Genomic DNA, 13,955 nt, shown 5'->3' with positions numbered 1-13,955 from the left:
TGGCCATCAGCGTCAGGGGCTGGTGGCCGGGACGCGTGACTCACGCCCCGCACTCCACACGACTTCGCCTCTGCGGGCGAGGACGCGGGAAGCGTTCCGGTCGGCGTGCGCAACGACGCCGCACGACCGGCAAGCAAATCGAGCTTGGGAGATGCGGTTGAGCCGGTCCACATGCCCGCACTCCGCGCACTCCTTGGAGGAGTAGGCAGGGTCTACGACCACGAGCGGAACCCCGGCCCGACGCGCCTTGTAGACGATGAACTCTCTCAGCTGGGCGAAGGCCCAGGAATGGAGCGCGACCCGTTGGGGCTTTTCCAGCCGTACCCGTTCGCGGATACCCTTGAGTTCTTCCAGGGACAATCCACGCCCGGTGCGTTCAGCCTCGGTCACGATCGTCTTGGAGATGACGTGGTTGATGTTCTTGACGTGCCGCGCTTCCTTACAGGAGCGCTTCTTCAGCCGCCGTTTGGCGGACTTGGTGCTCTTCTTCTGCAGCTTGCGCCGTAAGCCGGCCTGTCGCTTGCGGTAGCGGTTGAGCTTGCGCCCGGCAGCCTGGTAGCCGGTGGAGGTGGTGGCGATGTTGACGATGCCCAGGTCCACACCGATGAATCCGTCCGGCTCGTACTGCTCGGCCTCGGGCACCTCGCACGTGGCGACCAGATAGAAGACGCCGTCCCGCTCGATGAGGTCACTCTCACCCTTGCGGAACTGCTGGAGCGTCTTGAGCGCGCCCGGCGAGCAGACGAACGGTACGCCCTTCAACCGGCCGCTCGTGGTCCAGATGCTCACTGTCCTCGCGTCGTACTGCCAGCTCAGGCACCGGTCGTCGTACGGCTGCGCGGCCCCCCGACGGAAAGCGACCGGCTTGGAGGCGGCCTTGGCGCGCCGCCGGGAGCCCTTCGGCCCGAGGTTCCCGGCGCGGAGATTGGCGTGCAGCGCTGTGTAAGCATCGCGCACCTTCTTGATCACATGCTGCGCGGCCTGCGCTCCCAGCCCACGGTCTTTCAGCTGCGCGTAGGTGTGCCTGCGCAGCTCGTATTCCCGCGGCACACCTCGCTCAAAGGCCACGCCGGACACCCAGTTCGCCGCATCGTTGACCGCACCCAGCGTCGCCGAGACCGCCGCCACCTGCACGGCATCCGGCACCAGCTTGACCCGCACCACGACCTTCACACCAGCATCGTAGAAGCGACCACTGACAACGCCTCCACGTCAACGAGGCTGCGGGGCTCCGCGCCGCCAGCTCGGGATGCGATTCCTCCCGGGGCGTGAACAGGTTCCTCGCAAGGTCACGCTGAACAGCACAATGGAGAACGGAACCGCGGAGCGGCGGCGGCTCGGTGCGCTCGGGGGGCCCGAACAGCGCCTGAACAGCACAGTGCCCCCGGGCGGTTCACCCGGGGGCATGTGATCGGCAGTTCGTGGGGGCCAGTCCTTCAGGGGACCCGGCCGGCCCTCCGAGGGGCCCGGCCTCAGTCGGCGGGCTGGCCCGTGGAGACCGTCAGGTCGACCTTGTCCTTCTTCGGGTCGAACTCCTCGATGGAGCCGGGGCTCTGGTCCAGGACGATGTTCTTGCCCCAGACGTTCTCGTCCTCGGTGGTCACCTCGCCGAGCTCCCACCCCGCGGCGCGCAGGCACGCCTTGACGGAGGTGAGGTCCTTGGTCGTCAGGTCGGGCATCAGGACCTTGCCCTTTTCGCTGTAGGACTCGGTGGCGTCGCTGCACTTCGAGGAGTCGATGGTGCGGGACTTGTCGGGGCCCTTGAAGCCACCGGAGTCGGAGCCGCCGTCGTCCTCGTCCCCGCTGTCTCCACCGGGGTCGGCGGTCGGGGTGTGCTTCGGCTTGGCCTTGGGCTTGGGGTCGGGGTCGTCCCCGCCGCCGGTGAGCCCGATGATCACGAAGACCAGGGCCACGATGACGGCTACGGCCGCCAGGCCGTAGCCGGCCATGGCACCGGTCGACAGCTTCTTCCCGGAGCCGCCGTGACCGGGGCCGCCGGTGCTGGGCGCCCCGATGGTGTAGGGCGGCGGGGTGGAGGCACCGCCGTGGGACGCCTGCGGGTGGGACGCCTGCGGGTATCCGTAGCCGGCGTTGGCGGCGGGGGAGGCCTGGGTGGGGGGAGGGGGGGTGGAGGGCCCGAAGCCCCCGCTGTTGTACGGCCCCGGCTGCCCCTGCGGCTGATACGGCGTCTGCACCCCGCCCTGCTGCGGCTGGGAGTTGGCGTCGACCGGCGGGAAGACGGCCTGGCCGACCCCCGCGCCGCTGTTGGCGGGCGGGCCGCCGCTGATGATGATCGGCGAGGCGCCGGAGGCGACACCGGAACCGCCGATGCGGGTGCACTCGTCGTGCATCGCCTCGGCGGACGGGAAGCGCTCGTTGGGGTTCTTCTTCAGGGTGCGGGCGACCAGCGCGTCCACCGCCGGGGGGATGGACTGGTTGATGGAGGAGGGCGTCGGCGGCTCCTCCTGGACGTGCGCGTAGGCGATGGCCAGCGGCGAGTCCGCGTCGAACGGCAGCCGCCCGGTGAGCAGCTCGAAGAGCATGATGCCGACCGAGTACAGGTCGGAGCGGGCGTCCACCCCGCGGCCGAGGGCCTGTTCCGGCGAGAGGTACTGCGGGGTGCCGACGACCATGCCGGTCTGTGTCATGGATGTCACACCGGACTGCATGGCGCGGGCGATGCCGAAGTCCATGACCTTGACCACACCGCGCTTGGTGAGCATCACGTTCCCGGGCTTGATGTCCCGGTGCACGAGGCCCATCTCATGGCTGACCTCGAGGGCCGCCAGCACATCGCCGGTGATCTTCATCGCCTTGTCGGCGGGCATCGCGCCGTACTGGGCGATGTCCTCGTCCAGGACCGTGCGCAGCGGCTTGCCCTCGACGTACTCCATGACGATGTACGGCACCATCGCGCCGTCGATCTCGTCCTCGCCGGAGTCGAAGACGGAGACGATATTGGTGTGGGTCAGCTTCGCGACCGACTGCGCCTCGCGGCGGAACCGTTCGCGGAAGGACTGTTCCCGGCCAAGTTCGGTGTGCAGGGTCTTGACCGCGACCTGCCGGTCCAGCACCGAGTCGTAGGCGAGATAGACGGATGCCATCCCGCCGGCGCCCAGCAGTGAACGGAGCTGGAAGCGCCCCCCGCCGACCATGCGGCCCAAGTAGTTGCCGGCCGCCTGTGCGCCGTCGTCGCTCATCTGACTGCTTCCCCCTCGGCGGCGCTGCCCCCGTGCAGGTACGTTGAGTGATCCTTGACCCTGATACTGGCCCAAGTTTGCCCGGGGGCACGGTCACGTCAAGTTCGTTGCCCGTTCCGTGACCGAATGCGCATACGCCCTTCGCGAGCGGCGCCCCGGACGGTCCCACGAGCGTAGAGGGTGCCTCTCAGCTGCTTCGCGAGGGGTCTGGCAAGGGCCGCTGTGCCGATTTCGGGACCGACTTGCGGGGCCGGGGCTCAGCTTGTTGGATGTCCACTCCTTGGCTTCGGTATTCCGTCCCACCCATTCCACCCCCCGCGTGCCTGTAGCCTCCTTGGGGGGAGTATCCACCGCGCGCAAGCCCGCGGATTCGAATCGACGGCGAGGACTGATGGCACAGACGCAAGCCGCCGGGGGCCCTTCGGACCCCGACGCGACGGGCGGCGGCTCCCTGCCCGATTCGCCGGAACTGTGGGGCAACAACGGCCTGGTCGGCGACGGCAGGTACCGCCTGACGCACCGCCTCGGCCGTGGTGGCATGGCCGAGGTCTTCGGAGCCGAGGACCTGCGCCTCGGCCGTACGGTCGCGGTCAAGCTGCTGCGCTCGGACCTGGCCGAGGACCCCATCTCCAAGGCGCGCTTCACGCGCGAGGCCCAGTCCGTCGCGGGGCTCAACCACCACTCCGTGGTCGCGGTCTACGACTCCGGCGAGGAGTTCATCGGCGGCAACGTCACGCCGTACATCGTGATGGAGCTCGTCGAGGGCAGCACGATCCGCGATCTGCTGCTGAACGCCGACGCACCGCCGCCGGACCAGGCGCTGATCATCGTCTCGGGGGTGCTGGACGCGCTGGCCTACAGCCACCAGCACGGCATCGTGCACCGCGACATCAAGCCCGCGAACGTGATCATCACGCGGGACGGCGCGGTCAAGGTGATGGACTTCGGTATCGCCCGTGCCCTGCACGGCGCCTCCAACACCATGACGCAGACCGGCATGGTGATGGGCACCCCGCAGTACCTCTCCCCCGAGCAGGCGCTCGGCAAGACCGTCGACACCCGCTCCGATCTGTACGCGACCGGCTGTCTGCTGTACGAGCTGCTGACCCGGCGCCCCCCGTTCACGGGTGAGACGCCGCTGTCGGTGGTCTACCAGCACGTCCAGGACGATCCGGTGCTGCCGTCCGAGGTCTGGGACGGCTCGCCGCCGGAGCTGGACGGTCTGGTGATGCGGGCGTTGGCCAAGGATCCGGACGACCGGTTCCAGACGGCCGAGGAGATGCGCGGACTGACACAGTACGCGCTCCAGATGCTGCACGAGCAGGGCAGCCACACCGGCGGTCTGTGGAACACCGGCCCGACGGCGCACCACGGCGCTTCCACTCCGGCCATGGGCGTCCCGGGCGCCGGCGCGCGTCCGCACCCCTCGCACTCCGACACCTCCCAGATGGGCGCCCCGCTGCTGGCGGGCCCCCGGGACGACGACGGCGGCTTCGACGGCGGACCCCGGGGCGGGCGCGGTCGCGGGCGTGGCAGCGGTGGCGGCGGCAAGGGCCTCCGGTACGCGCTGGTCGCCTTCCTGGCGGTGATCGCCATAGCGGGCGGCATCTTCTACGCCCTCAACGCGAACAACGACAAGAACGACAAGAACGACAAGCCCTCTCCGACCACGTCCGAGACGAAGGACCACAAGCCCACCAAGGATCCGTCGCCCACTCCGACGGAGACCGAGGAGGAGCAGCCGGGCACCTCGGACGGCACCGGTGACTGGACGCCGTCCGACCGGCCTTCGCAGTCCGTACCGTCCCAGACCGGCGACCCGAGCCAGACGCAGCCGTCCCAGACCGGCGACCCGAGCGAGACGGACAGCGGCAGCGGCAGCGGTAACGGCGGCTCCGGGAACGGTGGCGGCGGCAGCAAGCCGACCAAGACCTCGGAACCGCCGCCCACCGATGGCGGCGTCACCCAGGGCGACACGGGCGCCAACAGCGGCGCCGACGCCGGCACGGAGGAGTAAGCCCCCCGCGGCTCGCCCGGTGCTGCGGGGTGCCCTCCTTGCGGCTCGCCTGCTGCTGAAGGGGCGCCCCCCTTGCTGGGGCGCGGCGCCCTGTACCGGGCATCCGAGATCCACTGCGCCGAGCCCTTGCGGGCCTCTACGATGCGGCCGTGCAGCCGTCTTCCCCCGCCCTCACGGAGGGCACGCTCCACTCTCTGTTGCGGCAGTACGACGGTGTCGGGGAGCCCCTCTCGTGCACCCCGGTCTCGCACGGACTGCTCAACCGCGGCTACCGCCTGACGACGACGCGCGGCTGCTACTTCCTCAAACACCACCTGGACGGCCGGGCCTCGCTCGGCCGGATCGAGCGCCAGCACCGGGCCACCGACCGGCTGGGGGCGCTGGGGCTGCCCGTCGTACCTGTGGTGCCGGGCGCCGACGGCCGCACCGTCACCCTGGCCGAGGAGCGCTGCTTCGCCCTGCACCCATGGATCGAGGGCACCCACCGGCACGGCAGCGAGCTGACCGCGGCGCAGTCCCGGGCCCTGGGCGCCCTGCTGGGGCGGGTCCACGTCCGGCTGGCCCGGGTGATACCGACGCCAGGCACGCGGCAGGCCGACGATGAGAACGGCCACGATAGCGACTACGAGGCCGACCACCGGGTCGGCCATGAGAACGACCACGAGAGCGCCGACCCCGCCGCGACGTACGACATGATCGGCGCGCTGTTGGAGCGGATCAGGGCGCGCCGCCGCCGGGACAGCTTCGACGAGCTGGCCGAGCACCGGCTGACCGAGCGCCGGGAGCTGCTGCGCCGGTACGCGGGGGAGCGGCCGGACGCGGTCCCGGCCCGGTTCACGGGCTGGGTGCACGGGGACTTCCACCCGCTCAACCTGCTGTACGCGCCCGCGGGCCGCAGCCCCCGTCCGGTGGCGATCCTGGACTGGGACCGGCTGGGGGTGCAGCCACGCGCTGAGGAGGCGGTGCGGGGCGCGGCGATCTTCTTCCTGCGCCCCGCCGGCACGCTCGACCTGCGCAAGGTGCGGGCCTTCGCACGCGCGTACCGGGGCGGCGCGGGCGCTTCCCGTGCGGAGCTGGCCGCCGCCGTGCACCGGGTGTGGTGGGAGCGGCTGAACGACTTCTGGATGCTGCGCTGGCGCTACCAGCTGCGCGACGTACGGGCAGATCCGCAGTTCCCCGCGGCGGCCGCGCTGGTCGTGTGGTGGAGCAGCCACTACGACGCCGTACGTGCCGCGTTCTGCGACTGAGCGCCCGTCTTGGGGGGTCAGTGGTGGGCGTCGTCGCCCGAGGCGCGGATCCGGGCGATGTACGCGGCGGCCTGGGAGCGGCGCTCCATGCCGAGCTTGGCCAGCAGCCCGGAGACGTAGTTCTTGACGGTCTTCTCCGCGAGGTGGAGGCGCTCGCCGATGGCCCGGTTGGTCAGCCCTTCGCCGATCAGTCCCAGGATCCGGCGCTCCTGCACGGTGAGCGCGTCCAGCTTGTCGTCCTGCGCCCCGCCGGTGCCCCGGCCGCGCAGCCGGTCCAGTAGGCGCCGGGTGTCGGCCGGGTCCAGCAGTGAGGTGCCTGCCGCCACCTCGTGCACGGCGCGTACCAGCTCGCGGCCGGTCAGCCACTTGAGGACGTAACCGGAGGCACCGGCCACCACGGAGGCCAGCAGTGCCTCGTCGTCCGCGTACGAGGTGAGCATCAGACAGCGGACGGTCTCGTCGCGGGAGCGCACCTCGCGGCAGACCTCGATGCCGCTGCCGTCCGGAAGGCGTACGTCCAGGATGGCGACGTCCGGCCTGGTGGCGGCGATGCCGCTGAGTGCTTCGGCCGCCGTGCCGGCCTCTCCGGCGATCTCGACGCCGGGGTCGGCCGTGAGCATGTCGCGTACGCCTCTGCGGACGACCTCGTGATCGTCAACTAGGTATACCCGGGTTCGTCCGTTTTCGGGCACCTTTTCAGTCTCACATACTGATCCGCTCTTCACTCTTCCCGGGCTCCCGCACCCCGGGTTACGGTGCGGGTGTCCGCGGCTCGCGAGGCCGTGACCAGTGATGTCCCGACTTTTTGCGCAACTGCTTGGATCTCCTCGTTCTTACTTGGAAATCCGAGCAAAGTTGCAGGTCAGGGCCGCCTCGTGCGTCTATGGAGATGCCAGCCATGGCTGGGGCGTCCCGACCGGGGTCGGGACAGCGGGCCGCGACCGGGACAGCAGTCACCACCCGGTGCCGACCGCGACGCTCCCACCCCGTGCGCCGCACGGGACCGGGCGAGCCTCCCCCCGCCAGTGGGCGGGGGAGCCCCAGGTCACCGGCAATCCCGGCGGCCGGACAGACGGAGGAGCACACGTGACCGTGGAGAGCACTGCCGCGCGGAGCACCGCGCGCCGCAGCGGCACCGGAGGGAAGCGCGCCACCCAGGCCGCCGCCGAGAACGGCAAGCCCGCCGGTACTGGCACGGCGGAGGCCCCCGAGGGGGCAGCCGCTCCTGGGGGTACCTCCCGGCCCAAGGCCGAGGGAAAGTCCCGCGGGACCGCGGCGAAGACCCCGGCGAAGAGCACCCGGAAGCCCGCGGCCAAGAGCACCGCCAAGGCCGCACCGAAGGCCCCCGCGAAGAGCACCGGCAAGAGCGCGGCCAAGACCGCCGCGAAGAGCCCGGCGAAGACCGGTACGCGGACGACTGACGCGAAGGCCCCGGCCAAGACCCGTACGCGGACGACCGACGCCAAGAACCCGGCGAAGGCCGGTACCCGCGCCGGCTCCCGAGCCCGCGGCAACGGCTCCGCGCAGCCCGATCCCGAGCTGGTCCAGCTGCTGACGCCCGAGGGCGAGCGGGTCAGCCACCCGGACTACGACGTCGACCTGAGCGCCGAGGAGATCCAGGGCCTCTACCGCGACATGGTGCTGACCCGGCGCTTCGACGCCGAGGCCACCGCGCTCCAGCGGCAGGGCGAACTCGGACTGTGGGCGTCGCTGCTCGGCCAGGAGGCGGCCCAGATCGGTTCCGGCCGGGCGCTGCGCGAGGACGACTACGTCTTCCCCACCTACCGCGAGCACGGCGTCGCCTGGTGTCGCGACGTGGACCCGACGATGCTGCTGGGCATGTTCCGCGGGGTGAACAACGGCGGCTGGGACCCGAACAGCAACAACTTCCACCTCTACACGATCGTCATCGGCTCCCAGGTCCTGCACGCGACCGGGTACGCGATGGGCGTGGCCAAGGACGGCGCCGACTCGGCGGTGATCGCCTACTTCGGCGACGGCGCCTCCAGCCAGGGCGACGTCGCCGAGGCGTTCACGTTCTCGGCCGTCTACAACGCGCCGGTCGTCTTCTTCTGCCAGAACAACCAGTGGGCGATCTCCGAGCCCACCGAGCGCCAGTCCCGGGTGCCGATCTACCAGCGTGCCCAGGGCTACGGCTTCCCCGGCGTCCGCGTGGACGGCAACGATGTGCTGGCCTGTCTCGCGGTGACCAAGGCCGCGGTCGAGAGGGCCCGCGCGGGCGAGGGACCGATGCTGATCGAGGCGTTCACCTACCGGATGGGCGCCCACACCACCTCCGACGACCCCACGCGCTACCGCTCCGACGAGGAGCGCACCGCCTGGGAGGCCAAGGACCCGATCCAGCGGCTCCGCAGCTATCTGGAGGGTGCGAAGCTGGCCGACGACGCCTTCTTCGCCCGCATCGACGAGGAGAGCGAGGCGATGGGGCAGCACGTGCGCGAGGCGATCCGTACGATGCCCGACCCCGACACCATGGCGATCTTCGAGAACGTCTACGCGGACGGACACGCGCTGGTGGACGAGGAGCGTGCCCAGTTCGCCGAGTACCAGGCGTCGTTCGCGACCGAGGCCGGCAGCGGCGCCGCCGCGGGGGAGGGCAAGTGAGCATGGCTGTCCAGAAGCTTCCGGTCGCCAAGGCGATCAACGCCTCGCTGCGTACGGCGATGGAGAACGACCCCAAGGTCCTGATCATGGGCGAGGACGTCGGCAAACTCGGCGGCGTCTTCCGCGTCACCGACGGCTTGCAGAAGGACTTCGGCGAGGACCGGGTCATCGACACCCCGCTCGCCGAGTCCGGCATCGTCGGTACGGCGATCGGGCTGGCGCTGCGCGGCTACCGTCCCGTCGTCGAGATCCAGTTCGACGGCTTCGTCTTCCCCGCCTACGACCAGATCGTCACCCAGCTCGCCAAGATGCACGCGCGGGCCCTGGGCAAGATCAAGCTGCCGGTCGTCATCCGGATCCCCTACGGCGGCGGCATCGGCGCCGTCGAGCACCACAGCGAGTCCCCCGAGGCGCTGTTCGCGCACGTCGCGGGGCTCAAGTGCGTCTCGCCCTCGAACGCCGCGGACGCCTACTGGATGATGCAGCAGGCCATCGAGAGCGACGACCCGGTGATCTTCTTCGAGCCGAAGCGGCGGTACTGGGACAAGGGCGAGGTCGATCCCTCCGCCATCCCGGCCCCGCTGCACTCCGCGAAGATCGCCCGCCAGGGCAGCGCGGCCACGCTCGCCGCGTACGGACCGATGGTGAAGGTCTGTCTGGAGGCGGCGGCAGCCGCCGAGGAGGAGGGCAACTCGCTGGAGGTCGTGGACCTGCGCTCGATGTCCCCGATCGACTTCGACACCCTCCAGCGCTCCGTGGAGAAGACCCGCCGCCTCGTGCTCGTCCACGAGGCCCCGGTTTTTCTCGGCACCGGAGCGGAGATTGCAGCGCGTATCACCGAACGATGCTTCTACCATCTGGAAGCACCGGTGCTGCGTGTCGGCGGGTTCCACGCGCCGTACCCGCCGGCCCGGCTGGAGGACGAGTACCTGCCGAACCTGGACCGGGTGCTCGATGCCGTCGACCGCGCGCTGGCGTACTGAGGGAGAGCCGTGACGATGACCAACAGCGCACAGACCGGACAGACGGCCGCCGGCATCCGTGAGTTCAAGATGCCCGATGTGGGCGAGGGGCTGACGGAGGCCGAGATCCTCAAGTGGTACGTACAGCCCGGTGACACCGTCACCGACGGGCAGGTCGTCTGCGAGGTGGAGACGGCCAAGGCCGCCGTCGAACTGCCCATCCCGTTCAACGGACTCGTGCACGAACTGCGGTTCGAGGAGGGTACGACGGTCGACGTCGGCACCCCGATCATCACCGTCGACACCGGTGGCCCGGCCACTGGCACCGGTGCCGCCTCCGCGGCCCAGCCCGCGATGGAGACGGGAGCCGGTGCGGCGGCCGAGGCCGCCGAGGAAGCGGAGACTGCCGCTGCGGAGTCCGCCGCTGAGGGAGAGGCCGAGGAAGAGGCCGAGCCGGAGGGGCGGCAGCCCGTACTGGTCGGCTACGGAGTCGGCACCAGCTCCACCAAGCGGCGCCCGCGCAAGCCGGTGCCCGGAGCCGGGGCTCCCACCCCCGTCGCGGAGCCGGGCCGCAATGGGCACGGCGCGGCGGTTCCGGCCCCCGCCGGTGAACGCCCGCTCGCCAAGCCCCCGGTACGCAAGCTCGCCAAGGACCTCGGCGTCGATCTGAACACGGTCACGCCGACCGGCCCCGACGGGATCATCACCCGCGACGACGTACACGCGGCGGCGGCCCCCGAGCCCGCCGCTGCCCCGGAGCCCGCCGCGGCCCCGGTGGTGGAACCCGCCGTCGCGGCTCCCGGCGCCCGGGAGACCCGTATCCCCGTCAAGGGCGTACGGAAGGCCACGGCGCAGGCGATGGTGGACAGCGCGTTCACGGCGCCGCACGTCACCGAGTTCGTGACCGTGGACGTCACCCGGACGATGAAGCTCGTCGCGGAGCTCAAGCAGGACCCGGACATGGCGGGCGTCCGCGTCAACCCGCTGCTGTTCGTCGCCAAGGCGTTCCTACTGGCCATCCGGCGCAATCCGGAGGTCAACGCCGCCTGGGACGAGGAGCGGCAGGAGATCGTCCGCAAGCACTACGTCAACCTGGGCATCGCGGCGGCCACGCCGCGCGGACTGATCGTCCCTAACATCAAGGACGCACAGGACAAGACCCTGCCCGAACTGGCGTCCGCGCTCGGTGAGCTCGTCGCCACCGCACGTGAGGGCAGGACCAGTCCTGCCGCGATGAGCGGGGGCACGGTGACGATCACCAACGTCGGCGTCTTCGGTGTGGACACCGGTACGCCGATCCTCAACCCCGGCGAGTCCGCCATTCTGGCCTTCGGCCAGATCCGCGAACAGCCCTGGGTGCACAAGGGGAAGGTCAAGCCGCGCCATGTCACCACGCTGGCCCTCTCCTTCGACCACCGCCTGGTCGACGGCGAACTCGGCTCCAAGGTGCTGGCCGACATCGCGGCAGTGCTGGAGCGCCCCAAGCGGCTGATGACCTGGGGCTGAGCCCGTCGTCCCTTCCGCCGGACCCTCGCCGTCGTCGTTGCGCGCCGTCGCGGCGGAAAGGGGTGTGGGGGCTCCGCCCCCACACCTCGGCGGGGTCTCGCCATGAACTTTTTCCGCCGGTACGGCGCGCAACCACAACGCGACAGGGTCCGGCGGCATAGGTGACGGCCGCGACCACAGCGCTCGGCGATGTCCACATGGCGGAAGCCACCCCTCACGTATGCGTGTTGTATCTATGGTGTGCACATGGCTTCCCCCACACCCCTCACAGCGCGAGCCACCAAAGACGCCCGGCGGCAGCCGGCTGCTGCTGAGCGGGTGTACGCGCACGTCAAGCAGGCCGTGCTGGAGCGGCGGTACGAGGGCGGTCTGCTCCTCACCGAAGGTGAACTCGCCCAGGCGGTGGGCGTCTCCCGCACCCCCGTACGTGAGGGCCTGCTCCGGCTGGAGGTCGAGGGCCTCATCCGGCTGTACCCGAAGAAGGGCGCGCTCGTACTGCCGGTCTCCGCGCAGGAGATCGAGGACGTCGTGGAGACCCGCCTGCTGGTGGAGCAGCACGCGGTGCGCCGCGCCGTCCCGGTGTCGCAGTCGCTGGTCGACCGGCTGGAGGAGACCCTGGCCGAGCAGATCGCGCACGCCGAGGCGGGCGATCTGGCCGCCGTCTCCGCCGCCGACCGCTGTTTTCACGCCACGATCGTCGAGGCCACGGGCAACCAGATCCTCACCCGCCTCTACGACCAGCTCCGGGACCGCCAACTGCGGATGGGGGTCGCCGTGATGCACGCGCACCCGGACCGGGTGGCGAAGAACATCACCGAGCACGCCGACATCCTGCGCACCCTGCGCGAGGGGGACAGCGAGGCCGCGGCGCTCGCGGTGCACCAACATGTGAGCCGGGTCCGTCATCTGGTGCGCGGCGAGGACCTCCGCGAGCTCGGTGATCCGCGATGAGTGCGTCGCCCTCCGTGGAGCTGCGGCTGCCCGGTGACCCGCCGGGCGGCCCCCGCGCGCTGTGGGTGTGGGGGATCGGCGTCGCGGTCTACTTCGTGGCGGTCACCTTCCGCACCAGCCTCGGCGTCGCGGGTATCGACGCCGCCCATCGCTTCGACATCAACGCCTCCGCGCTCGCCGGCTTCTCGATCCTCCAGCTGCTGGTGTACGCGGGGATGCAGATACCCGTGGGCCTGCTGGTGGACCGCTGGGGGACGCGCCGCGTCCTGCTGCTGGGCATCCTGCTGTTCACGGCGGGCCAGTTCGGCTTCGCGCTCTCGTCCTCGTACGGCACGGCGCTGGCCTTCCGCGCGCTGCTGGGCTGCGGCGACGCGATGACGTTCATCGCCGTACTGCGGCTGGGCGCGCGCTGGTTCCCCGCGCGCAAGGGGCCGATGATCGCGCAGGTCGCCGCGTTGATCGGGATGTCGGGCAACCTCGTCACCACGCTGGTGCTCGCCCGGGTCCTGGAGACGTTCGGCTGGACGCCGACGTTCGCGGGGAGCGCGGCGGGCGGGTTCGTCATCCTGCTGCTGGTGATCTTCTTCCTGCGCGACCACCCCGAGGGGCACGAGCCGCCGTCCGTCCCCAAGGGCGGCGACCGGGACCACGGCCCCGGAACGGGCTACATACGGCAGCAGATCGGCGCCGCGTGGCGGGAGCCGGGCACCCGGGCCGGTATGTGGGTGCACTTCACCTGCCAGTTCCCCGGCATGGTCTTCCTGCTGCTGTGGGGCATGCCGTACCTGGTCGAGGCCCAGGGGCTGGACAGGGGCACGGCGGGCGAGCTGCTGACCCTGGTGGTGGTCTCCAACATGTGCTGCGGGCTGGTGTACGGGCAGGTCATCGCCCGCCACCACACGGCCCGTACCCCGCTGGTGCTCGGTACGGTGTTCACCACCGCGGCGGCGTGGGCGGCGGCCCTCGCCTGGCCGGGGCACGCGCCGATGTGGCTGCTGGTGCTGCTGTGCGTGGTGCTCGGCGCGTGCGGGCCCGGCTCGATGATCGGCTTCGACTTCTCCCGCCCCGCCAACCCGCCCGAGAGGCACGGCACCGCCTCCGGCATCGTCAACATGGGCGGCTTCACCGCGTCCATGACGACGCTGTTCGCTGTCGGCGTACTGCTCGATCTGACGGGCGACAATTTCCGGATCGCCTTCGCCGCCGTCTTCGTCCTCCAAGCCCTCGGCCTGGCCCAGTTCACCCGCCTACGGGGGCGCGCGGTGCGCCGGGAGCGAGAACGAGTGGTCGCCAGCAGGGTGGAAGCCGTCCACGTCCCCGTGTAGGGGGCTGCCCCTGTCTCGTCGTCGCAGGCTGCGGGTGCGTTGTCGTTGCGCGCGCAGTTCCCCGCGCCCCTTGATGGCTTGCCCGCGAAGCTTGGGCAGTCTGCTCCCCCAGACTCCGTCCG

The 13,955-nt window shown here is 70.8% G+C and carries 10 protein-coding genes; 7 read left to right on the top strand and 3 right to left on the bottom strand.

Features of this window, described 5'->3' with window-relative positions:
* Positions 1-12 precede the first annotated feature (12 nt).
* Complete coding sequence (locus ACQEU8_RS17625) at positions 13-1,173, bottom strand: RNA-guided endonuclease InsQ/TnpB family protein (RefSeq protein ID WP_433101647.1); 1,161 nt, start codon at positions 1,171-1,173, stop codon at positions 13-15.
* Positions 1,174-1,472: 299 nt separating this feature from the next.
* Positions 1,473-3,200 (bottom strand): protein kinase domain-containing protein, encoded by a 1,728-nt coding sequence (locus ACQEU8_RS17620; RefSeq protein ID WP_433101645.1) that lies wholly within the window; start codon positions 3,198-3,200, stop codon positions 1,473-1,475.
* A gap of 391 nt (positions 3,201-3,591) precedes the next feature.
* Here ACQEU8_RS17620 and ACQEU8_RS17615 point away from each other — a divergent pair, with 391 nt between their 5' ends.
* Together ACQEU8_RS17615 and ACQEU8_RS17610 are read left to right on the top strand one after the other, a co-directional pair.
* Positions 3,592-5,217: a protein kinase domain-containing protein gene (locus ACQEU8_RS17615; protein ID WP_433101643.1), complete on the top strand. Its 1,626-nt coding sequence runs from the start codon at positions 3,592-3,594 to the stop codon at positions 5,215-5,217.
* Between the two features lie 149 nt (positions 5,218-5,366).
* Entirely contained in the window at positions 5,367-6,464 is a 1,098-nt protein-coding gene (locus ACQEU8_RS17610; protein WP_433101641.1) for a phosphotransferase, read from the top strand.
* 17 nt (positions 6,465-6,481) lie between these two features.
* Here the strand turns inward: ACQEU8_RS17610 and ACQEU8_RS17605 are convergent, their stop codons facing one another.
* Entirely contained in the window at positions 6,482-7,156 is a 675-nt protein-coding gene (locus ACQEU8_RS17605; RefSeq protein WP_433101639.1) for a response regulator, read from the bottom strand.
* Between the two features lie 394 nt (positions 7,157-7,550).
* On the opposite strand from ACQEU8_RS17605, the gene pdhA reads away from it, so the two are divergent.
* From pdhA to ACQEU8_RS17580, 5 genes are all read left to right on the top strand, one after another.
* Complete coding sequence (gene pdhA / locus ACQEU8_RS17600; protein WP_433101637.1) at positions 7,551-9,089, top strand: pyruvate dehydrogenase (acetyl-transferring) E1 component subunit alpha; 1,539 nt, start codon at positions 7,551-7,553, stop codon at positions 9,087-9,089.
* 2 nt (positions 9,090-9,091) lie between these two features.
* Positions 9,092-10,072: an alpha-ketoacid dehydrogenase subunit beta gene (locus ACQEU8_RS17595; protein ID WP_433101635.1), complete on the top strand. Its 981-nt coding sequence runs from the start codon at positions 9,092-9,094 to the stop codon at positions 10,070-10,072.
* A 15-nt stretch (positions 10,073-10,087) separates the two neighbouring features.
* Entirely contained in the window at positions 10,088-11,557 is a 1,470-nt protein-coding gene (locus ACQEU8_RS17590; protein WP_433101633.1) for a dihydrolipoamide acetyltransferase family protein, read from the top strand.
* Between the two features lie 246 nt (positions 11,558-11,803).
* The gene (locus tag ACQEU8_RS17585; RefSeq protein WP_433101631.1) at positions 11,804-12,508 is read left to right on the top strand and encodes a GntR family transcriptional regulator; all 705 of its coding nucleotides are present in this window, start codon (positions 11,804-11,806) and stop codon (positions 12,506-12,508) included.
* Positions 12,505-13,833: an MFS transporter gene (locus ACQEU8_RS17580; protein WP_433101629.1), complete on the top strand. Its 1,329-nt coding sequence runs from the start codon at positions 12,505-12,507 to the stop codon at positions 13,831-13,833. Before ACQEU8_RS17585 ends, ACQEU8_RS17580 begins: the two co-directional genes overlap by 4 nt.
* The last annotated feature ends 122 nt before the right edge of the window (positions 13,834-13,955 follow it).

Source organism: Streptomyces sp. CA-250714 (assembly GCF_050936705.1).
Taxonomy (GTDB): Bacteria; Actinomycetota; Actinomycetes; order Streptomycetales; family Streptomycetaceae; genus Streptomyces.
Note: the sequence above shows the minus strand (reverse complement) of the source record. Positions and strands in the feature narration are given on the sequence as shown.

What these genes read in the sequence shown, in the direction of transcription:
- ACQEU8_RS17620 (WP_433101645.1), bottom strand. Translation starts at nt 3,200, where the DNA reads ATGAGCGACGACGGCGCACAGGCGGCCGGCAACTACTTGGGCCGCATG.
- ACQEU8_RS17615 (WP_433101643.1), top strand. Translation starts at nt 3,592, where the DNA reads ATGGCACAGACGCAAGCCGCCGGGGGCCCTTCGGACCCCGACGCGACG.
- ACQEU8_RS17595 (WP_433101635.1), top strand. Translation starts at nt 9,092, where the DNA reads ATGGCTGTCCAGAAGCTTCCGGTCGCCAAGGCGATCAACGCCTCGCTG.
- ACQEU8_RS17590 (WP_433101633.1), top strand. Translation starts at nt 10,088, where the DNA reads ATGACCAACAGCGCACAGACCGGACAGACGGCCGCCGGCATCCGTGAG.
- ACQEU8_RS17585 (WP_433101631.1), top strand. Translation starts at nt 11,804, where the DNA reads ATGGCTTCCCCCACACCCCTCACAGCGCGAGCCACCAAAGACGCCCGG.
- ACQEU8_RS17580 (WP_433101629.1), top strand. Translation starts at nt 12,505, where the DNA reads ATGAGTGCGTCGCCCTCCGTGGAGCTGCGGCTGCCCGGTGACCCGCCG.